This is a genomic window from Pseudomonas sp. HAR-UPW-AIA-41 (assembly GCF_002304225.1).
Classification (GTDB): Bacteria; Pseudomonadota; Gammaproteobacteria; order Pseudomonadales; family Pseudomonadaceae; genus Aquipseudomonas.
Genome location: NZ_NSLB01000004.1, coordinates 72,253 through 90,607, shown reverse-complemented (window position 1 = coordinate 90,607; position 18,355 = coordinate 72,253). Strand labels below are relative to the sequence as shown.

The window sequence follows — 18,355 nt, the reverse complement described above, 5'->3', positions numbered from 1 at the left end:
AGCATCGTGAGCCGCCGTGGGTCAGCGTAGCTGTGCTTCGGCCAGGGTGCGGCAGCGCGGGATGCGCTGGGCATCCCAATGACGGATGGCCCAGTCCAGCACCTCGCCGGTGTTGCAGGTGGCGAGCGCTTCCGGCGGCTGCTGGCCTAGGGCGCGCAGGGCGCGCACCAGCAGGGCGGGAGCCTGATCGGCCGGCAGCGGCGGCGAGCGGTAGGATTTGCCCAGCTTGTGGCCATCGGGCTGGATGATCAGCGGTACATGCAGGTAGCGCGGCGTGGGGAGGCCGAGCAGCTCCTGCAGGTACAGCTGGCGCGGGGTGGAATCCAGCAGATCGGCGCCGCGGACGATATCCGTGATGCCCTGCCAGGCATCATCCAGCACCACAGCCAGCTGATAGGCGTAAAGCCCGTCGCGGCGGCGGATGACAAAGTCACCGACCTCGCGGCCCAGATGCTGGCGGTATTTGCCCTGTACCCGGTCGCAGAAGTGGTACTCCAGCTCCGGCACGCGCAGGCGGATGGCGGCGTTCTCGGCGGGCAGCTGGCGATTGCGGCAGGTGCCGGGGTAGATGCCGTGGTGGCCTTCGAGCTGCTTGCGCGAGCAGTCGCAGGCGTAGGCCAGGCCTTGCTGCAGCAAGCGCTCGATCACCGCCGCGTAGGTTGCGTGGCGCTCGCTCTGGCGAATGACCTCGCCGTCCCAGTGCAGACCGTAGATTTCCAGAGCGCGCAGAATGGCGTCCTGGGCACCGGGCATTTCCCTTGGTGGGTCGAGGTCTTCCATGCGCACCAGCCAGCGGCCGCCCACATGGCGGGCGTCGAGGAAGGAAGCGAGAGCAGCTACCAGTGAACCGAAGTGCAGGTGGCCACTGGGGGTGGGAGCGAAGCGCCCGATATAGGAACTGGCGGTCATGGCGAGGCAGGCGGCAGAAATGCAACGGGGCGCCTAGGCGCCCCGTCCGGGATCAGGAACCGATCTGCTTTTCCTTGATTTCCGCCAAGGTCTTGCAGTCGATGCAGAGAGTGGCGGTAGGGCGGGCCTCGAGGCGGCGAATGCCGATCTCAACGCCACAGGAATCGCACCAGCCGTAGTCATTGTCTTCGATCAGCTGCAGGGTTTCGTCGATCTTCTTGATCAGCTTGCGCTCGCGGTCGCGGGCACGCAGTTCCAGGCTGAACTCTTCTTCCTGGCTGGCGCGGTCGGCCGGGTCCGGGAAGTTGGCCGCTTCGTCCTGCATGTGATGCACGGTACGGTCGACTTCCTGCATCAGCTCCAGCTTCCATTTGTTGAGAATGTCAGTGAAGTGCGCGCGCATCGAATCGCTCATGTACTCCTCACCCTTTTTCTCTTTGTAGGGTTCGAAGCCGCGAATCAGTTGGCTGTTCTGTTGTTTTGCTTTGGTGGCCATGGATGACTGCCTCTCACTTTCTCTTATCCACTGCGCAGGAACGTGTCCATCGCCCGATAAACGGGCCCTGCGGCTGCAAGCGGGCGAACTTACCAGAAGGTTCCCGTGGGCGCCACTCCCGCATGTCGTGCTTGCTGCCGTGTGCGCAGGGCTTGGGTAGAATTGCGCCTTTGTCTTTTCAGGGTAGCCCCATGGCCCAGTCTTACAGTGCACGCAGTCGTGCCATCGAGCCCTTTCACGTCATGGCACTGCTGGCGCGGGCCAATGAATTGCAGGCCGCCGGTCACGATGTGATTCATCTGGAAATCGGCGAGCCGGACTTCACCACCGCCGAACCCATCGTGCGTGCCGGTCAGGCGGCGCTGGGCGCCGGCCATACCCGTTACACCGCCGCCCGTGGCCTGCCTCAACTGCGTGAGGCCATTGCCCGGTTCTACGCCGATCGCTATCGCTTGTCGATTGATCCAGAGCGCATTCTGATCACCCCCGGTGGCTCCGGCGCGTTGCTGCTGGCGGCCAGCCTCCTGGTCGACCCGGGCAAGCACTGGCTGCTCGCCGACCCGGGCTATCCGTGCAATCGTCATTTTCTGCGTCTGGTCGAAGGTGCCGCGCAGTTGGTACCGGTCGGCCCCGAGGTGCGTTACCAGTTGACGCCGGAACTGGTCGAGCGTTTCTGGAGTGCTGACAGTGTGGGTGCCCTGGTGGCCTCGCCGGCCAATCCCACCGGTACCCTGCTGGAACGCGACGAGCTGGCTGCGCTCTCGCAGTCCCTCAGGCATCGTGGCGGGCATCTGGTGGTGGACGAGATCTACCACGGCCTGACCTACGGCTGTGAGGCGGCCAGCGTGCTGGAGGTGGATGACGAGGCATTCGTGCTCAACAGCTTCTCCAAGTATTTCGGCATGACCGGCTGGCGTCTCGGCTGGCTGGTGGCGCCGCCGGCGGCGGTGGGCGAGCTGGAGAAACTGGCGCAGAACCTCTATATCAGCGCCCCCTCGATGGCCCAGCATGCGGCACTGGCCTGCTTCGAGCCGGAGACACTGGCCATTCTTGAAGAACGCCGTGGCGAGTTCGCCGCGCGCCGCGACTACCTGCTGCCGGCCCTGCGTGAGCTGGGTTTCCGCATCGCCGTGGAACCACAGGGCGCCTTCTATCTATATGCCGACATCTCGGCATTCGGTGGCGACGCCTTTGCCTTCTGCCGGCACTTTCTGGAAACCGAGCATGTGGCCTTCACTCCGGGCATCGACTTCGGCCGTTACCAGGCCGACCAGCATGTGCGCTTTGCCTACACCCAGAGCCTGCCGCGTCTGCAGCAGGCGGTCGAGCGCATTGCCCGTGGCCTGAAGAGCTGGCGCCCCGATGCGCTTTGATCCGCCGATGGAGGAGGGCCGCCTGCTACGCCGCTACAAGCGCTTTCTCGCCGATATCGAGACAGCCGGCGGCGAGCAGCTGACCATCCACTGCCCGAACACCGGCTCGATGCTCAACTGCATGAGCGAAGGCTGCCGTGTCTGGTTCAGCCGCAGCCAGGACCCCAAACGCAAATTGCCGGGCACCTGGGAACTGGGCGAAACCCCGCACGGGCGCCTGGCCTGCATCAATACCGCGCGGGCCAATGCGCTGGTGGAGGAAGCTCTGCGCGGCGGGGTGATCACCGAACTGGCCGGTTTCGCAGGGCTCCGGCGCGAGGTGCGCTTTGGCGAGGAAAACAGCCGGGCGGACTTTTGCCTGCAGTTCGCCACAGGGCCGGCCTGGATCGAAGTGAAGAGCGTGACCCTGGGCTTTGCGGATTCGGCCGTGGCCGCCTTCCCCGATGCCCGCACTGAACGGGGCGCCAGGCACCTGCGCGAGCTGGCGGCACAGGCTCGCGCCGGTGTGCGGGCCGTGCAGCTGTATTGCGTGAACCTGAGCGGCATCGAAGCGGTACGCGCGGCGCAGGAGATTGATCCGGCCTATGCCGCCGGGTTGTGTGAAGCCCGGGAGGCGGGCGTCGAGGTGCTGGCCTATGGCGCCGAGATTACTCCCGAGGCAATTAGTCTGGTGCGGCGCCTGGAAGTGCTGCTCTAACCGGTTTCTAAAGCGAAACCCAGATGCTGCCGTCCTGCTCCTGGCAGGCCAGCGTCTGGAGCATCTGTCCGGCACAGGGGCCTGCCACGCACTCGCCGGACTCGATGAGAAACAGTGCGCCGTGGGTCGCGCACTGGATCAGACTGCCGCTGTGATCGAGAAACTGGTCGGGCAGCCACTCCAGGGCAATTCCGCGATGGGGGCAGCGGTTGCGGTAGGCGTACACCTGCCCATGCCGGCGCACCACCAGCAGGCTGGTTTCTTCAATGACAAAGCCGCGGCTCTGGCCTTCGGCCAGATCACGGCTTTCACACACTGCATGCATGGCGACCTCCGTTGGGGCGGTGATTATCACCGCCCGCGGTGGAGGCCGAAAGTGCCGCTCAGATTTCCCAGATCAGGTTGGCGGCCATGTAGCGGCCCGGCTGGCTGTAACGGCCGAGACCGGCGCTGGTGCTGCTCAGGCCGCGCACATCACCCCATTGCCAGTATTGCTTGTCGGTGAGGTTGTACAGGCCGCCATTGACCGAGACCTCCTCGGTGAGCTGCCAGTAACCCAGCAGGTCCAGGGTGCCGTAGCCGGAGGGCTGGTACTGGTTGGCTGTCTGGCTGTCGTCGATGCGCTCCTTGGCGGCGACCAGCGTCCAGGCCAGTTCGCCCCCGAACTGCCCGCTCGGGGCGTCGTAGGCTAGACCGATCACGCTTTTCAGCGGATCGATACTGTTGATCGGCTGGCCGCTTTCCTCGTCCTTGCCGCGCGCATAGGCAAGGCTGCCGCGCAGCTTGCTGCCGGCTGGCAGGCCGGCGTTGTCGAGGAACAGTTCGCCACGGGCCTCGGCGCCGCGGATGGTCACGCGGTCGAGGTTCTGCGACTGGAAGGTCAGGCGGCCATTGCCGGTCGGATCTTCCGCCAGGGTGACCTGTTCGATGAAGTCATCGTACTGGTTGTAGAACAGCGCCAGGCCCCAGCTGCCCTGCGCGTACTGGCCGCGCAGACCGACTTCGAAGCTGTCGCTGGTTTCCGGTTTGAGGCTGGTGTTGGCCAGCGTCTGGTAGTTGCTTTGCAGATTGACGAACTCGCCAAAGATGTCGATCACCTCCGGTGCGCGGAAGCCGGCGGCGTATTGACCATAGAGGCTGTGGGCATCGTCGAGCTGGTAGGTGGCGGCCAGTTTCGGCGACAGGTGGCTGTCGCTGAAGCTCGACGGGTCACGGTCCAGCGGGTTGTTCTTCAGGTACTCGGCGGTGGCATCCGGTTTCATCCGGTAGTAGTCATAGCGCAGGCCGGCGAGCAGGTTCCAGCGGCCGACATCGATGCTGTCCTGAACGAATAGGGCGTATTCGTCCTGAGTCGGGTCGGGGAAGTCGCTGAGCGGAAAGGGCTCGGGGTTGGCGTAAGGCAGCCCGGTGACGGTATTGATTTCACTGCCCTTGCGCAGGTCACTGCTTTCGCTGCGTGACAGGTCCGCGCCGTAGGTCAGCAGGTGTTCGGTCTGGCCCAGGGTGAAACCTTTCTTCAGCTGGCTGTTGAAGCTCCATTCGTCTTCCTCGTAGACCGAGTCGCGGTAACGCTGGCGCAGCGGGGCGGAGCCCGGCGGCGTGCTGCTGGCCGCGCCCGTCCAGCTGTAACGCTCCTGGTAGGTGCGCTGGCGGGTCTGGCTGGTCTGATAGTTGAGCTGCCAGTCGACATGGTCGGCCAGCAGGCTGCCGATGTGGAAACTGTGCTCAAGACCGACCCGCTCGCGGTCGGTGCTGTCCCGCCCATCGCTGCTCTTGATCAGGGTGTTGCTGTAGGTGTTGCCGAAGAGGCGGGTGCTGCTGGCCTGGTTGTAGCCGCTGCGCACCCGGGTGTCGCTATCGTCGGCGAAACGCTCATAGACCAGTTGCAGGCGATCGCCGTCAGCGTAGTTCCAGCCCAGCTTGGCCAGCAGGTTATCGGTGGTGAAGTCCACCGGGTTGGCCTCTTCACGCGAGCTGCCATTGCCGCCCTGACCACCGTAGGTGTCGAGGGCCTGGCCGGTGCGGCGGCTGAGGTGCAGCAGACCATCGAAATCGCCCTGGCGGGCCGCCAGGGTGGCGCTGCGCTGCCAGCTGTCATCGCTGCCGTCGTACCCGGTTTTCAGCCGGGCATAGCTGTCGTCGCCGTCCTCCAGATAGTCGCCGGCATCCTTGGTCAGGAAGGACACCGCGCCGCCGATGGCATCACTGCCATACAGGGTGCTGGCGGGGCCACGGATGATCTCGACCTGTTTGACGGTGTCCAGGTCGATGTAATTGCGCTGGGCACTGAGAAACGGACCGAAGGCGAACTCGCCCGGCACGCTGACGCCGTCCACCTGGGTCAGCACCCGGTTGCCACCGATACCGCGGATGCTGATGCCCGAGAGGCCGAAGCGGCTACCGGTGCCGCTGACCGACACGCCGGGTTCGTAGCGCACCAGGTCTTTCATGTTCTTGATCTGCTGCTGATCGATCTGCCGGGCATCCACCACGCTCACGGTGCTGGGCACGCTGCCAAGGCTCTGTTCGCTGTGGGTAGCGGTAACCGTCACGGTATCGAACTGGGTGGGCTGGGCTTCGCTGGCCAGCGCCAGAGGCGGGCAGAGCAGCAGGGCAAGCAGCGGGAAACGACGGGCGAAGGGCGGTGAGTACAGCATGAGCGGCTCCTGAAATGCGCCGTAGACGTGCCGGAAGGCAGATGGGCGCCGGTTGATATCGGCGCCGAACATTACTCAGCTTGACGATTTGATGCAAATGCTTATCAAATAGATTCGCATCTGGAGAGAGTCATGCTGCGATTTTTCCTTCCCCTCGGCTGTTCGCTGGTCCTGCACATGGTGCTGGGCTGGTGGCTGCGCGACGCCTGGCCGGAGGCCGCTGCACCTGTGGCAGGGCAGGCGAGTGAGGTGTTCGAGATCAGTCTGGCGCCGCTGCCAGCTCCTTCTCAGACAGTGGCGCCAGTGCCTGTGCCTAAGCCGGCAGCGAAGCCAGAGCTCAAGCCGCCAGTGACGGTGCAACAGGCGCCGGCGCGCGTTCGCCCCCGTGCCCGGCCGACCGAGGCCCGTGAGATGCCGGCGCCAGTTCCGACGGTTACCACTGGTGTGTCAGCGGCTCCGGCTACCGCAAGGAGAGAGCCGGTTGCGCCGGCGGTGGACAGGGTGTTGCCAGAGGTGTTGGTGCAGCGCCCGAGCTTTCGTCAGGCGCCGACTGCGCCGCGCTATCCGGCCCTGGCCCGGCAGCGCCGCCTGCAGGGCGTGGTGTGGGTCGAGGTACGTCTGGGTGTTCGCGGTGAGCAGCGTGAGCGTCGTCTGCTGCGTTCCTCCGGTGTGCCCATGCTCGACCGCGCGGCGCTGGAGGCCGTGCAGACCTGGCACTTCAACCCCGAGCGCGTGGGCGGTCAGGCCGTGCCCAGCCGGGTGCAGATTCCCATCGAGTTCAACCTGCTGACGGCGCGATAGCCGGCAGCGTCCATTCCCTCCGAGTAAGGACTAACCATGAATTCCGTCAGTATTTCATCCGCCGTCGTGACAACGCCTGCCCTTTACCGTGCCTGGCAGCACCTGCGCAGTGAGCAGCCCAAGCTGCGGGCGCGTGAGGCTGCCCAGCAGCTGGGTGTCAGTGAAGGCGAGCTGTTGGCCTGCCGTGTCGGCACCGATGCTCTGCGCCTGCGCCCGCACTGGGCCGACCTGCTGCCGGCGCTGGAGAGCCTGGGTTATGTGATGGCGCTGACCCGTAATGAGCACTGCGTTCACGAGCGCAAGGGCATCTACCGCGAGGTTTCGGTAAGTACCAATGGTGGCATGGGGCTGGTGGTGTCGGCGGACATCGATCTGCGCCTGTTCCTCAAGGGCTGGGAGAGCGTCTTTGCGCTGACCGAGTCGACGGGGCGTGGTGTTCAGCGCAGCCTGCAGGTGTTCGATGCGCAGGGGATGGCCGTGCACAAGGTGTTTCTCACAGAGCAGAGTGATCTGGATGCCTGGAACCTGTTGCTGGAACGCTTCCGTCATGAGGATCAGCAGCCGGAGCTGGAGATCCTTCCTGGCATGCCGAAGACGGCGGCGCGAGCCGATGACGAGATCGATGCCGACTCGCTGCGAGCTGGCTGGACAGCCCTCAAGGACACCCACCACTTCTTTGCGCTGATCAACCGGCACGCTGCTGCCCGTGAGCAGGCGCTGCGTCTGGCTGGGCGCGAGTGGGCCGAGCCGCTGGCGGTGACCGAACTGCCGCGCCTGTTCGAAGCGGCTGCCGCTCGGGAAGTACCGATTATGGTGTTTGTCGGCAACGCCCACTGCATTCAGATTCACAGCGGCCCGGTGCAGAACCTGCGCTGGCTGGACAGCTGGTTCAACGTGATGGACCCCGAATTCAACCTGCACCTGCAGACGCGCGGCGTGCATTCTCTGTGGCGCGTCCGCAAGCCGAGCACGGATGGTGTCATTACCAGCTGGGAAGCCTTCGATGCGGATGGCGAGCTGGTGCTACAGCTGTTCGGTGCGCGCAAGCCCGGCGTGCCGGAGCTGGACGGCTGGCGTCAGCTGGCCGAGTCCTTTGTGGCGCTGGAGGCGGCGCAATGAGGCGCTGGCTGTTGGCATGGATGGCGGCACTTGTTGCCGGGAGCCTGCACGCACAGGATGCCCCGCGCTGGGTCAGCGCAGGGGGCGCCATCAGCGAGTGGGTGGTTGCATTGGGTGGCGAGTCGCGTCTGGTCGGCGTGGACAGCACCAGTCTGCACCTGCAGTCGTTGGCTCAGCGGCCAAACATCGGCTACCAGCGTCAATTGGCGGCCGAAGGTATTCTGGCCTTGCGCCCGCAGGTGCTGCTGGGGACCGAGGAGATGGGGCCGCCACCGGTGCTGCAGCAGCTCAAGGCCGCCGGTGTGCAGATTGAAGTGCTGTCGGCCCGCGCCGATCTGCCGACATTGCAGGGCAATCTGCAGCGTCTGGGCCTTCTGCTGGGTGATGCGTCTGCTGCAGAGCAGGCGTGGCAGCGGTTCTCTCGTGATCTGCAGGAACAGGCCGAGGCCATTCGTCAGGCTCAGCAACGCCAGCCGGCGCCACGGGTACTGATGCTGCTGGGGCACGCCGGAGGCAGTCCGCTGATTGCCGGGCGGGACACCTCGGCGGTATGGCTGATCGAGCAGGCCGGGGGAGTCAGTCCGGTCGCGCATCAGGGATACAAGCCACTGTCGAGTGAAGCCCTGCTGGGGCTGGATGTCGATGTGCTGCTGGTGGCCGACCGGCGCCTGCGGGGTGAAGCCGCCATTGCGGCCTTGCTGGCGCAGAATCCGGCGCTTGAGCAGCTGCGTGCGGTGCGTGAGCAGCGGGTGTCGAGTCTGGATCCGAGCGTCCTGGTCGGCGGGCTGGGGCCGCGGATTCCGCAAGTGCTGGCCAGCCTGACGGCAGGCTTTTATCCTGCCGCTCCTAGTCCCCGCCTGGCGCACGCTCAGCCATGATTGCCGTCATCTCTCCCCGCACCCTGTTTATCGCACTGACGGCCTTGCTGATGGTGGCGCTGTGGTTGTCGCTGGCCCTGGGGCCGGTCAGCCTGCCATTGCTGGATACCCTTGAGGCACTGCTGCGCCTGAGCGGATTGTCCGCTGAGCAGGTGCCGGGGCAGGCTGAGCTGATCATCGGTCAGATTCGTCTGCCGCGAACCCTGCTGGGCCTGTCGGTGGGCGCGGTGCTGGCGCTGTGTGGTGTCGCCATGCAGGGGCTGTTTCGCAATCCGCTGGCCGATCCAGGTCTGGTCGGGGTTTCCAGCGGAGCGGCCCTGGGCGCGGCGCTGGTGATTGTCGGTAGCGCCACTCTCGGCTGGGGGCTGGGGCCTCTGTGGCTGCAGCCCTATCTGCTGTCGCTGGCCGCCTTCGCCGGTGGTCTGGGCGTGACGGCCGTGGTGTATCGCCTCGGCCGGCGTGACGGCCAGACCAGTGTGGCGGCCATGCTCCTGGCCGGGGTGGCGCTGAGTGCCCTGGCCGGGGCGCTGATCGGACTGTTCACCTATCTCGCCGACGATGCGACCCTGCGCAGCCTGACGTTCTGGAACATGGGCAGCCTCAATGGCGCCAGCTATGCACGGTTGTGGCCGTTGCTGCTGGTGGGTGTGGGGGTGGCCATCTGGTTGCCACGCCGGGCGACGGCGCTGAACGCGCTGCTGCTGGGGGAGTCGGAAACCCGTCATCTGGGCTTCGAGGTCGAGCGGCTGAAGCGGGAGCTGGTGCTGTGCACTGCGCTGGGGGTAGGCGCTGCGGTGGCAGCGGCCGGGCTGATCGGTTTTATCGGGCTGGTGGTGCCGCATCTGCTGCGCCTGCTTGTCGGCCCGGATCACCGCATTCTCCTGCCGGCATCGGCCATGGCCGGTGCGGCGCTGTTGCTGTTGGCGGATCTGCTGGCGCGCTTGCTGCTGGCTCCGGCGGAATTGCCGATCGGCATTATTACCGCATTGCTCGGTGCGCCGTTCTTCCTCTATTTGCTGGTCAAGGGGCGTCACTGATGCTGCAGGTAATCGATCTGGGCGTGAACCGTGGCGAGTGCCCGGTATTGCGCGACATTGCCCTGACTGTGCGGCCGGGGGAAGTGCTGGGGGTGCTGGGGCCCAATGGCGCGGGCAAAAGCACCTTGCTGGCTGCTCTGAGTGGCGAGCTGCCGGCCAGTCGCGGGCAGATACTGTTGAGCGGCACGCCGTTGCAGGACTGGGAGGCGTTGCCCCGGGCCCGGCAGCTGGCGGTGTTGCCGCAGAGCTCCACGCTGGGGTTTGCCTTCCGCGTGGATGAGGTGGTGGGCATGGGGCGCCTGCCGCACGCCAGTGGCCGGGTTGTCGATGCGCAGATCATCGAGGCCGCACTGGCTGCAGCGGATGTCGGGCATCTTGCAGGGCGCAGTTATCTGACCCTGTCCGGCGGTGAGCGCCAGCGTGTGCATCTGGCCCGGGTCATGGCCCAGTTGTGGCCGGGGCAGGCCGGACAGGTGCTGTTGCTCGATGAGCCGACCTCGATGCTGGATCCGCTGCACCAGCACACCATCCTGCAGGCGGTGCGCCAGTTTGCCGAGCGTGGCGTGGCGGTGCTGGTGATCCTGCATGACCTGAATCTGGCGGCGCGCTATTGCGATCAGTTGCTTCTGCTGAATCGCGGCGAGTCCTGTGCCTATGGTCCAGTAGCCGAGGTTCTTCAGGCTGAAACAGTGGGTCGGGTATTCGGGCTGGAAGTGCTGGTACAGGCCCATCCCGAACGTGGTCATCCGTTGATTGTGGCGCGTTGAGGTGATGATGAAGTTACGTTTTTTGCTGGTGACAGTGCTGGGGTTGCTCAGTGCCTGTCAGTCGACAGTGTCGCCAGTGCCGGCCTGGCAAGCGACGGCGCAGCGGGATCACCCGCAGTTGGGCGTCATTGAAGATCTGCGTAGCGGCCAGCGTTTGACGCCGGATGAGCTGCTGTCTCGCCTGGCGGGCGCGTCGCAGGTGTTGGTGGGGGAAAAACACGACAATCCCGACCATCATGCCCTGCAGTTGTGGTTGCTGCGCGGCCTGGCGGGCGAGCGTCCGCAGGGCAGTCTGTTGCTGGAGATGCTCAATCCGGATCAGCAGGGCAAGGTCGAGGCGGTTCAGCAGCGTCTTCGCCAAGGGGAGAGGCCTGAGAACCTGCCGCGGCAGCTGGGATGGCAGAAGAACTGGTCGTGGTCGATGTACGGCCCGCTGGTCGACTATGCCCTGCAGCAGCCGTTTCCGTTGCTGGCGGCCAACCTTGATCGTGACGAAATCATGGCGATCTATCGCAGCAAGCCCGCGCTGAGTGGCAGGGCGTCGACGGCTGAAACGGTGCAGAAAGCGCTGCTCGATGATATTCGTGCGTCACATTGCGGTCTCTTGCCGGAGGCGCAGCTGCCGGCCATGCTGGCCGTCCAGCAGCAACGTGACCGGCGCATGGCTGAGCGCCTGCTGGCGGCGCCGGCGCCGGCCCTGCTGTTCGCCGGAGGCTTCCATGTGCGCAAGGATCTGGGCATTCCCCTGCACCTGAAGGATCTGGCTGGCGACGAACCGGTCGTACTGATGTTGGCGGAGGCGGGGCAAACGGTCGGTGTCGAACAGGCCGACTATGTCTGGTACACGGCGGCCTTGCCCGAGCAGGACTATTGCGCCCAGTTGCGCCGTTAGGCATGGGGTTAAATGAAAGAAGCCGGCAACTGCCGGCTTCTTTCATTTCTTGTGCACGTTCTTCGGTAGTTGCACCACCCGGCTTTCCGAGTAGATGTCGTGCCAGGTGCGTTTTTCTTTGTCCCACAGCAGCCACAGGTAACCCAGACCGCCACAGAGCCAGGAGCCCACGGACACGACAAAACGCAGCAGTGCCTGCCACAGGCTGATGGCGCTGCCGTCGGCATTCTGGATGCGCAGTCCCCAGACCTGCATGCCGAGGGTCTGACCATTGTGGGTCCAGAATTTGGCAAAAAAGCCGAACAGCACCATGACCAGCACCGTCGAGAGCAGTGGATCGCCGTCCAGCGCGCCGGCATCGCTCAGCTGACGCAGGCGCTCTTCACCAATGATACTCATCTGGATGCCCTTGTAGATCAGGGTCACCACCATCAGCAGGGCTACGCTGAGCAGGAAGTCGTAGAACATGGCGGCCAGGCGGCGGGTCAGCCCGGCAGTGGGGAAGTCGCCCTGAGGGCGCAACTGATGTTTCGGCATGACGGGCTCACGAAGTGCATTCGGCCGTCATTGTAAGGCGGGAGCAGCAATAAATGGCAGACAGAAAAAAGCCCCCAGGGTTTCCCGTGGGGGCTTTTCTCATTTGGCCTTAGCCTACCAGTTGTACCTGGTCTGCTTGCATGCCTTTCTGGCCTTGAACGGCCACGAAAGTCACTTTCTGGCCTTCTTTCAGGCTCTTGAAGCCGTCAGCCTGAATAGCGCGGAAGTGAACGAACAGATCTGGGCCGCTTTCCGGGGTGATGAAGCCGTAGCCTTTCTCATCGTTGAACCACTTCACGGTGCCGTTTTGACGCTGGGACATGCCTAAAATCCTTGAAACTTAATAAAACGCCTCGTCCGCATGGCCGAGGGCCGGTACTGAGTTTTGCAAGGATTTAAGGAAAATCAAGCAAAGATGAAGCGGATCAGGCGATCTACTGCATCAGGTCATGTTTCTCGTGACCCATGCAAACACACAGTGAAAAGCACTCTACGCCAATGTGTGAGGATTGCCAACAGGAAAAACAGGGGGGATGCGGGGATAAAAACGAGGGGTAAATCTAGGAGTGGTGCCCCGGGAGAGACTCGAACTCTCACGTTGTTACCAACGGCGGATTTTGAATCCGCTGCGTCTACCATTCCGCCACCGAGGCACAGGGCGCGAAGTATAGGGATGCGTCTTTGGGCGGTCAATCGACAGACGGTCTTTGTCAGCGACTTTGGGCGAGCTGTCGTTCTCTGGCACGTGAGGGCTATGCTCGGGAAAACATTGCTCGGAGCCTGATGTGAAAGATCTTGCCCGGTGGGTGGTGTGGGTCTTGTTGCCTCTGTCGTTTTATGCCCAGGCGGATGCGGCCCGTTACGCTGTGACCAGTGAGAGTTGGGAGCCCTATTGGATCGTGCGCGGCAGTGCCGTCAGCGGAATCCTGAGTGATGTTATGCAGGCGCTCCAGGTGCATGTGGATGAGCCTCTGCTGCCGGACCGGCCGCTGCCGCCCCTGCGAGCGCAGAAACAGTTCCTTCAGGCAAAGGTGCAACTGGAGTGCTGTGTCAGCATGGCCTGGCGGGCGTCGCCTGAGCAGGCCGAGGTGTCGCTGTGGAGCGATACGGTGCTGGAGGCCGAAGAGGTGCTGGTGTTTCCGGTTGGCCGGGCATTTCCCTTTGGCAAGTTGCAGGACCTGCAGGGCCATACCATCGCTACCGTGCGGGGCTATGGATACATCGGCAGTGAGTACTTCATCCGCAGTGACAGTCCCGACAGTAAGTCGCAGTTGCTCCGGCTCGCTCAGGGACGGGCTGAGGCGGCGATTATCGACCGGGTGGAGCTTGCTTATTTGTTGCGCGAGCACGCGGAGCTCAAGGGGGTTGCCGGGCGGATTGAGTCGGGGCCGGTGATCAACAGATCCGCGCTGCGGATTCGGGTGCATCGTTCCCGCGCGGATCTGCTGGAGCCTCTTAATGCTGCCATTGCCACGCTGCGGAAGGATGGCACGCTCACAGGCATTGTTGAGCGTTATACGGGCGGGCGTTAGTCGGGCCGGCAGGCTTGTGCGTGGCTGAGGATAGGGGTTTCCGGTAAGATTTGCGCCCCTTACGAGAATTGCCTGTCATGCGTGTTGCCGACTTTCATTTTGAACTCCCTGAACATCTGATTGCCCGCCATCCGCTGGCTGAGCGACGTGCCAGTCGTCTGCTGGTTCTGGAGGGGGAGTCGGGTTCGCTGAATCATGGCCAGTTTGCTGATCTGCTGGATTACCTGCGCCCCGGTGATCTGATGGTGTTCAACGACACCCGGGTGATCCCGGCTCGTCTGTTTGGTCAGAAGGCCAGCGGCGGCAAGCTGGAAATCCTTGTCGAGAGAGTGCTCGATACCCATCGTGTACTGGCTCATGTGCGTTCCAGCAAGTCGCCCAAGTCGGGCACGCAGATTCTTATCGATGGCGGTGGATCGGCCGAGATGCTGGCCCGTCACGATGCGCTGTTCGAACTGCGTTTCTCCGAGCCGGTATTGCCGCTGCTGGACCGCGTCGGTCACATGCCGTTGCCGCCCTATATCGATCGCCCTGACGAAGCCTCAGACCGTGAGCGTTATCAGACGGTCTATTCCGATAAGGGCAAGGCCGGAGCGGTCGCTGCGCCTACGGCGGGTCTGCATTTTGATGAGGCGTTGCTGGCCAGTATCCGCGAGAAGGGTGTGGATATGGCCTTTGTCACCCTGCACGTCGGGGCTGGCACCTTCCAGCCCGTGCGCGTCGAGCGCATCGAAGATCACCACATGCACAGCGAGTGGCTGGAAGTCACTCAGGCTGTGGTTGATGCCGTGGCGGCATGCCGGGCTCGTGGCGGGCGGGTGATTGCCGTGGGCACCACCAGCGTGCGCTCTCTGGAGACGGCAGCGCAGAGCGGCGAGCTCAAGGCCTTCAGCGGTGACACGTCTATCTTTATTTATCCGGGGCGACCGTTTCATGTGGTCGACGCCCTGGTGACCAACTTCCACCTGCCGGAATCGACCCTGCTGATGCTGGTCAGTGCGTTCGCTGGCTACCGCGCCACCATGGCCGCTTATGCGGCGGCGGTTGAACACAGCTACCGCTTCTTCAGTTATGGCGATGCCATGTTTATCACGCGTAATCCGCAACCCGACGCGCCGGAGACCCAGGCATGAGCTTCATGAAATTCGATTTGCTGGCCACTGACGGGCGTGCCCGCCGTGGTCGCCTGACCTTTCCCCGTGGTGTGGTGGAAACTCCGGCTTTCATGCCGGTAGGCACCTACGGCACGGTCAAGGGCATGCTGCCGCGCGATATCGAGGCGATCGGCGCCCAGATCATTCTGGGCAATACCTTTCACCTGTGGTTGCGCCCGGGTACCGAAGTCATCAAACAGCACGGTGACCTGCACAACTTCATGCAGTGGCAGGGGCCGATTCTTACCGACTCCGGTGGTTTCCAGGTGTTCAGCCTCGGTGCCATGCGCAAGATCAAGGAGGAGGGGGTGTATTTCTCCTCTCCGGTGGATGGCGCCAAGGTCTTCATGGGGCCGGAAGAATCGATGGCCGTTCAGCGCGCGCTGGGCTCCGATATCGTGATGATTTTCGATGAGTGCACGCCTTACCCGGCCGACTTCGATACCGCCAAGCGTTCGATGGAGCTGTCGCTGCGCTGGGCCAAGCGTTCCAAGGAGGCCCATGGCGACAATCCGTCGGCCTTGTTCGGCATTGTTCAGGGCGGCATGCACGAAGAGTTGCGGCTGCGTTCGCTGGAAGGCCTCAACGAGATCGGCTTCGATGGTCTGGCCATTGGCGGTTTGTCGGTGGGCGAGCCCAAGGAAGAGATGATTCGCGTACTGGATTTCCTGCCGCCGCACCTGCCGGCCGACAAACCGCGTTACCTGATGGGCGTTGGCAAACCGGAAGATCTGGTGGAAGGTGTGCGGCGTGGGGTCGACATGTTCGACTGTGTGATGCCGACGCGTAACGCCCGTAATGGCCACCTGTTCACCGACAGCGGCGTGATCAAGATCCGTAACGCGGTGCACAAGCATGATGATTCGCCGCTGGATGCGAGCTGCGATTGCTACACCTGCCAGAACTTCTCGCGCGCCTATCTCCATCACCTGGACAAATGCGGCGAAATGCTCGGCAGTATGCTCAATACCATCCATAACTTGCGTCATTATCAGCGCCTGATGGCTGGTTTGCGCGAGGCTATTCAACAGGGTACATTGGCCGACTTCGTTGCGGCCTTCTATGCCAAGCGCGGCCTGCCAGTGCCGCCGCTGGCGGATTAGGCAGGGTTGAAATCGGCTCGCGTGCGCCCCACTTAATGAGAATTCCTGCCAGTTTGCAGAGTTCATGCGATATCGGCCGGGTTGGCCAGTCGCACACCATATCCAAGACCTTTGACTAGGAGTTTTACATGAGCTTTCTGATTCCCGCCGCGTATGCCGATGCAGCTGCTCCGGCTGCAGCTGCTGCTCCTGCTGGCAGCGGTTTCGAGTGGGTATTCCTGATCGGTTTCGTGGTCATCTTCTACCTCATGATCTGGCGCCCGCAGGCCAAGCGTGCCAAAGAGCACAAGAACCTGATCGGCAGCCTGCAGAAGGGTGATGAAGTGGTGACCTCCGGTGGTATCGCTGGCAAGGTGGTCAAGGTTTCCGATGAGTTCGTGGTGATCGAGGTTTCCGACACCGTCGAGCTGAAGATGCAGAAGGGCGCGATTGCTGCGGCTCTGCCGAAAGGCACACTGAAAGCCATCTGACTTTCAGGCTGGTCTTCCAATAACGGGGCGCTTATGGCGCCCCGCTTCATAATAAACGGGCGGTGTCATGCTCAATAAATACCCACTGTGGAAATACCTGCTGATCCTGGCTGTGCTGGCGATCGGCTTCATTTATTCCGCGCCAAACCTCTATCCCAACGATCCGGCCATTCAGATCAGCGGTGAGAGTACGGCGCTGAAAATTACCGAGGCAGATGTCAAGAAAGCCGAGGCGGCGCTGCAGGCGGCCGGTATTGCGGTCAAGGCCGGCAGTCTGGGCGAGAAGAACGCCCTGCTGCGCCTGACCAAGATGTCCGACCAGTTGCCGGCAAAGGATGTGCTGCGTCATGCCTTCGGTGATGGCTATGTAGTCGCATTGAACCTGGCACCGACTACGCCGCAGTGGCTGCGCAATCTGGCCGCCAGCCCGATGAAGTTGGGTCTGGACCTCTCGGGTGGTGTGCACTTCCTGCTGGAAGTGGATATGGACAAGGCCGTCACCTCGCGCGTTAAGGTCTATGAGGGTGAGGTCAAGAGCCTGCTGCGCAAGGAGCGTGTGCGCTACCGCAGCCTGCCGCCGCAGGATGGTGCCATCTCGCTGGGCTTCAGTGATGAGGCGACGCTGGAACAGGCCGAGGCGCTGGTGCGCAAGAGCTTTACCGAGTTCGAGATGACTCGCGGTGAGCGCGCCGGTCAGCAGGTGCTGCGTCTGGCTCTGAGCCAGGCCAAGCTGGCCGAGATCCGTGAATACTCGATCAAGCAGAACCTGACCACCGTGCGCAACCGCGTCAACGAGCTGGGTGTGGCCGAGCCGCTGGTGCAGCGTCAGGGCGCCAACCGTATCGTGGTCGAGCTGCCGGGCGTGCAGGACACTGCCGAAGCCAAGCGTATTCTCGGCAAGACTGCCAACCTTGAGTTCCGTCTGGCGGCCGATGCCGACACTGCACGTGCCGCGACCGAGTCTTTCGAGTTCCGTGAAGCCGGTCGCCCGGCTGTGCCGCTGGAGCGGGCGGTGATCATCACCGGTGATCAGGTGACTGATGCCCAGGCCAGCTTCGACGAGAACGGCCGCCCGCAGGTGAACATCCGTCTGGATGGTCACGGTGGTGAGCTGATGACCCGTGCCACCCGTACCAACGTCGGGCGCAGCATGGCGGTGATCTTTATCGAGCAGAAGCCACAGAGCAAACTGGTGCGCCAACTGGTCGACGGAGTCGAGAAGGAAGTCGAAGTACAGACCTTCAAGGAAGAGAAGAAGATCATCAGCCTGGCCACAATCCAGTCGGCGCTGGGCAACAGCTTCCGTATCACTGGCCTGGATGGCCCGGGCGAGTCCTCGGAGCTGGCCCTGCTGCTGCGTGCCGGTGGTCTGGCCGCGCCTATGCACTTCGCCGAGGAACGCACCATTGGTCCGAGCTTGGGCGCCGAGAACATCCAGCTGGGCATCGAGGCATCCCTGTGGGGCTTCCTCTTTGTTTCGCTGTTCATCATTGCCATCTACCGCTTCTTCGGTGTGCTGGCGACGGTAGCGCTGGGCTTCAACATGGTCGTTCTGCTGGCGCTGATGTCGGCGCTGGGTGCGACCCTGACCCTGCCGGGTATTGCCGGTATCGTGCTGACCATGGGTATGGCGGTGGACGCCAACGTGCTGATCTTCTCGCGTATTCGCGAGGAAATCGCCAACGGCATGTCGGTGCAGCGGGCCATCCATGAAGGCTTCGATCGCGCCTTCACGGCGATCATCGACGGCAACCTGACCACGCTGCTGGTTGGCGGCATTCTGTTTGCCATGGGTACCGGCCCGATCAAGGGCTTCGCCGTGACCATGTCGCTGGGCATCATCACCTCGATGTTCACGGCGGTGGTGGTGACCCGGGGCATGGTCAACCTGATCTTCGGTGGTCGGGACTTCAAGAAGCTGTGGATCTAAGGG

Annotated in this window: 19 protein-coding genes and 1 tRNA gene; 13 read left to right on the top strand and 7 right to left on the bottom strand. The window is 63.4% G+C overall.

Going from position 1 to position 18,355, the window contains the following annotated elements:
- Positions 1 to 21: 21 nt before the first annotated feature.
- Both gluQRS and dksA read right to left on the bottom strand, forming a co-directional pair.
- Positions 22 to 909, bottom strand: a complete 888-nt coding sequence (gene gluQRS / locus CK486_RS09670) for a tRNA glutamyl-Q(34) synthetase GluQRS (RefSeq protein ID WP_095940094.1) — start codon at positions 907 to 909, stop codon at positions 22 to 24.
- Between the two features lie 52 nt (positions 910 to 961).
- Positions 962 to 1,405, bottom strand: a complete 444-nt coding sequence (gene dksA / locus CK486_RS09665; RefSeq protein ID WP_095940093.1) for an RNA polymerase-binding protein DksA — start codon at positions 1,403 to 1,405, stop codon at positions 962 to 964.
- 191 nt (positions 1,406 to 1,596) lie between these two features.
- Between dksA and CK486_RS09660 the strand changes: the two genes are divergently transcribed.
- Positions 1,597 to 2,778 carry a pyridoxal phosphate-dependent aminotransferase gene (locus tag CK486_RS09660; protein ID WP_095940092.1) on the top strand — a complete coding sequence of 394 codons (1,182 nt, stop codon included), beginning with the start codon at positions 1,597 to 1,599 and terminating at the stop codon, positions 2,776 to 2,778.
- Positions 2,768 to 3,475: a DNA/RNA nuclease SfsA gene (gene sfsA, locus CK486_RS09655; protein ID WP_095940091.1), complete on the top strand. Its 708-nt coding sequence runs from the start codon at positions 2,768 to 2,770 to the stop codon at positions 3,473 to 3,475. The genes CK486_RS09660 and sfsA overlap by 11 nt, the downstream gene beginning before the upstream one ends.
- 7 nt (positions 3,476 to 3,482) lie before the next feature.
- On the opposite strand, the gene CK486_RS09650 is transcribed toward sfsA, so the two are convergent.
- Together CK486_RS09650 and CK486_RS09645 are read right to left on the bottom strand one after the other, a co-directional pair.
- On the bottom strand, positions 3,483 to 3,800 hold the full coding sequence (locus CK486_RS09650; RefSeq protein ID WP_095940090.1) for a Rieske (2Fe-2S) protein: 318 nt from the start codon (positions 3,798 to 3,800) through the stop codon (positions 3,483 to 3,485).
- Positions 3,801 to 3,858: 58 nt separating this feature from the next.
- Positions 3,859 to 6,132, bottom strand: a complete 2,274-nt coding sequence (locus CK486_RS09645; protein ID WP_095940089.1) for a TonB-dependent hemoglobin/transferrin/lactoferrin family receptor — start codon at positions 6,130 to 6,132, stop codon at positions 3,859 to 3,861.
- 132 nt (positions 6,133 to 6,264) lie between these two features.
- Between CK486_RS09645 and CK486_RS09640 the strand changes: the two genes are divergently transcribed.
- From CK486_RS09640 to CK486_RS09615, 6 genes are read left to right on the top strand one after another with little or no spacing between them, the layout of a single operon-like run.
- Positions 6,265 to 6,933 (top strand): energy transducer TonB, encoded by a 669-nt coding sequence (locus CK486_RS09640; RefSeq protein WP_095940088.1) that lies wholly within the window; start codon positions 6,265 to 6,267, stop codon positions 6,931 to 6,933.
- Positions 6,934 to 6,969: 36 nt separating this feature from the next.
- Positions 6,970 to 8,052 (top strand): hemin-degrading factor, encoded by a 1,083-nt coding sequence (locus CK486_RS09635; protein WP_095940087.1) that lies wholly within the window; start codon positions 6,970 to 6,972, stop codon positions 8,050 to 8,052.
- Between the two features lie 20 nt (positions 8,053 to 8,072).
- Positions 8,073 to 8,930, top strand: a complete 858-nt coding sequence (locus tag CK486_RS09630; RefSeq protein WP_371915497.1) for a hemin ABC transporter substrate-binding protein — start codon at positions 8,073 to 8,075, stop codon at positions 8,928 to 8,930.
- A gap of 50 nt (positions 8,931 to 8,980) precedes the next feature.
- Positions 8,981 to 9,967 (top strand): iron ABC transporter permease, encoded by a 987-nt coding sequence (locus CK486_RS09625; protein ID WP_176481693.1) that lies wholly within the window; start codon positions 8,981 to 8,983, stop codon positions 9,965 to 9,967.
- Positions 9,967 to 10,734 carry a heme ABC transporter ATP-binding protein gene (locus CK486_RS09620; protein ID WP_095940084.1) on the top strand — a complete coding sequence of 256 codons (768 nt, stop codon included), beginning with the start codon at positions 9,967 to 9,969 and terminating at the stop codon, positions 10,732 to 10,734. The genes CK486_RS09625 and CK486_RS09620 overlap by 1 nt, the downstream gene beginning before the upstream one ends.
- A gap of 7 nt (positions 10,735 to 10,741) precedes the next feature.
- Positions 10,742 to 11,626 (top strand): ChaN family lipoprotein, encoded by an 885-nt coding sequence (locus CK486_RS09615; RefSeq protein WP_095940083.1) that lies wholly within the window; start codon positions 10,742 to 10,744, stop codon positions 11,624 to 11,626.
- Positions 11,627 to 11,668: 42 nt separating this feature from the next.
- On the opposite strand, the gene CK486_RS09610 is transcribed toward CK486_RS09615, so the two are convergent.
- The 3 genes from CK486_RS09610 to CK486_RS09600 form a co-directional block, all read right to left on the bottom strand.
- Positions 11,669 to 12,163, bottom strand: coding sequence for an RDD family protein (locus CK486_RS09610; RefSeq protein WP_095940082.1), 495 nt, complete (start codon positions 12,161 to 12,163; stop codon positions 11,669 to 11,671).
- Between the two features lie 109 nt (positions 12,164 to 12,272).
- The gene (locus CK486_RS09605; protein WP_095940081.1) at positions 12,273 to 12,485 is read right to left on the bottom strand and encodes a cold-shock protein; all 213 of its coding nucleotides are present in this window, start codon (positions 12,483 to 12,485) and stop codon (positions 12,273 to 12,275) included.
- A gap of 245 nt (positions 12,486 to 12,730) precedes the next feature.
- Positions 12,731 to 12,816 (bottom strand) — tRNA-Leu (locus tag CK486_RS09600).
- Between the two features lie 132 nt (positions 12,817 to 12,948).
- Between CK486_RS09600 and CK486_RS09595 the strand changes: the two genes are divergently transcribed.
- The 5 genes from CK486_RS09595 to secD all read left to right on the top strand — a co-directional run bounded on the left by CK486_RS09595 (position 12,949) and on the right by secD (position 18,352).
- The gene (locus tag CK486_RS09595) at positions 12,949 to 13,695 is read left to right on the top strand and encodes an ABC transporter substrate-binding protein (RefSeq protein ID WP_256574398.1); all 747 of its coding nucleotides are present in this window, start codon (positions 12,949 to 12,951) and stop codon (positions 13,693 to 13,695) included.
- A gap of 77 nt (positions 13,696 to 13,772) precedes the next feature.
- Complete coding sequence (gene queA / locus CK486_RS09590) at positions 13,773 to 14,828, top strand: tRNA preQ1(34) S-adenosylmethionine ribosyltransferase-isomerase QueA (protein WP_095940080.1); 1,056 nt, start codon at positions 13,773 to 13,775, stop codon at positions 14,826 to 14,828.
- A gap of 5 nt (positions 14,829 to 14,833) precedes the next feature.
- Complete coding sequence (tgt, locus tag CK486_RS09585; protein ID WP_095940342.1) at positions 14,834 to 15,952, top strand: tRNA guanosine(34) transglycosylase Tgt; 1,119 nt, start codon at positions 14,834 to 14,836, stop codon at positions 15,950 to 15,952.
- 128 nt (positions 15,953 to 16,080) lie between these two features.
- The gene (gene yajC, locus CK486_RS09580) at positions 16,081 to 16,422 is read left to right on the top strand and encodes a preprotein translocase subunit YajC (RefSeq protein WP_095940079.1); all 342 of its coding nucleotides are present in this window, start codon (positions 16,081 to 16,083) and stop codon (positions 16,420 to 16,422) included.
- 67 nt (positions 16,423 to 16,489) lie between these two features.
- Positions 16,490 to 18,352: a protein translocase subunit SecD gene (secD, locus tag CK486_RS09575; protein WP_095940078.1), complete on the top strand. Its 1,863-nt coding sequence runs from the start codon at positions 16,490 to 16,492 to the stop codon at positions 18,350 to 18,352.
- The last annotated feature ends 3 nt before the right edge of the window (positions 18,353 to 18,355 follow it).

Bases quoted from the DNA above. Each gene is read 5' to 3' on its own strand.
- gluQRS (WP_095940094.1), bottom strand. From the start codon at position 909: ATGACCGCCAGTTCCTATATCGGGCGCTTCGCTCCCACCCCCAGTGGC.
- dksA (WP_095940093.1), bottom strand. From the start codon at position 1,405: ATGGCCACCAAAGCAAAACAACAGAACAGCCAACTGATTCGCGGCTTC.
- CK486_RS09660 (WP_095940092.1), top strand. From the start codon at position 1,597: ATGGCCCAGTCTTACAGTGCACGCAGTCGTGCCATCGAGCCCTTTCAC.
- sfsA (WP_095940091.1), top strand. From the start codon at position 2,768: ATGCGCTTTGATCCGCCGATGGAGGAGGGCCGCCTGCTACGCCGCTAC.
- CK486_RS09650 (WP_095940090.1), bottom strand. From the start codon at position 3,800: ATGCATGCAGTGTGTGAAAGCCGTGATCTGGCCGAAGGCCAGAGCCGC.
- CK486_RS09645 (WP_095940089.1), bottom strand. From the start codon at position 6,132: ATGCTGTACTCACCGCCCTTCGCCCGTCGTTTCCCGCTGCTTGCCCTG.
- CK486_RS09640 (WP_095940088.1), top strand. From the start codon at position 6,265: ATGCTGCGATTTTTCCTTCCCCTCGGCTGTTCGCTGGTCCTGCACATG.
- CK486_RS09635 (WP_095940087.1), top strand. From the start codon at position 6,970: ATGAATTCCGTCAGTATTTCATCCGCCGTCGTGACAACGCCTGCCCTT.
- CK486_RS09630 (WP_371915497.1), top strand. From the start codon at position 8,073: ATGGCGGCACTTGTTGCCGGGAGCCTGCACGCACAGGATGCCCCGCGC.
- CK486_RS09625 (WP_176481693.1), top strand. From the start codon at position 8,981: ATGGTGGCGCTGTGGTTGTCGCTGGCCCTGGGGCCGGTCAGCCTGCCA.
- CK486_RS09620 (WP_095940084.1), top strand. From the start codon at position 9,967: ATGCTGCAGGTAATCGATCTGGGCGTGAACCGTGGCGAGTGCCCGGTA.
- CK486_RS09615 (WP_095940083.1), top strand. From the start codon at position 10,742: ATGAAGTTACGTTTTTTGCTGGTGACAGTGCTGGGGTTGCTCAGTGCC.
- CK486_RS09610 (WP_095940082.1), bottom strand. From the start codon at position 12,163: ATGCCGAAACATCAGTTGCGCCCTCAGGGCGACTTCCCCACTGCCGGG.
- CK486_RS09605 (WP_095940081.1), bottom strand. From the start codon at position 12,485: ATGTCCCAGCGTCAAAACGGCACCGTGAAGTGGTTCAACGATGAGAAA.
- queA (WP_095940080.1), top strand. From the start codon at position 13,773: ATGCGTGTTGCCGACTTTCATTTTGAACTCCCTGAACATCTGATTGCC.
- tgt (WP_095940342.1), top strand. From the start codon at position 14,834: ATGAAATTCGATTTGCTGGCCACTGACGGGCGTGCCCGCCGTGGTCGC.
- yajC (WP_095940079.1), top strand. From the start codon at position 16,081: ATGAGCTTTCTGATTCCCGCCGCGTATGCCGATGCAGCTGCTCCGGCT.
- secD (WP_095940078.1), top strand. From the start codon at position 16,490: ATGCTCAATAAATACCCACTGTGGAAATACCTGCTGATCCTGGCTGTG.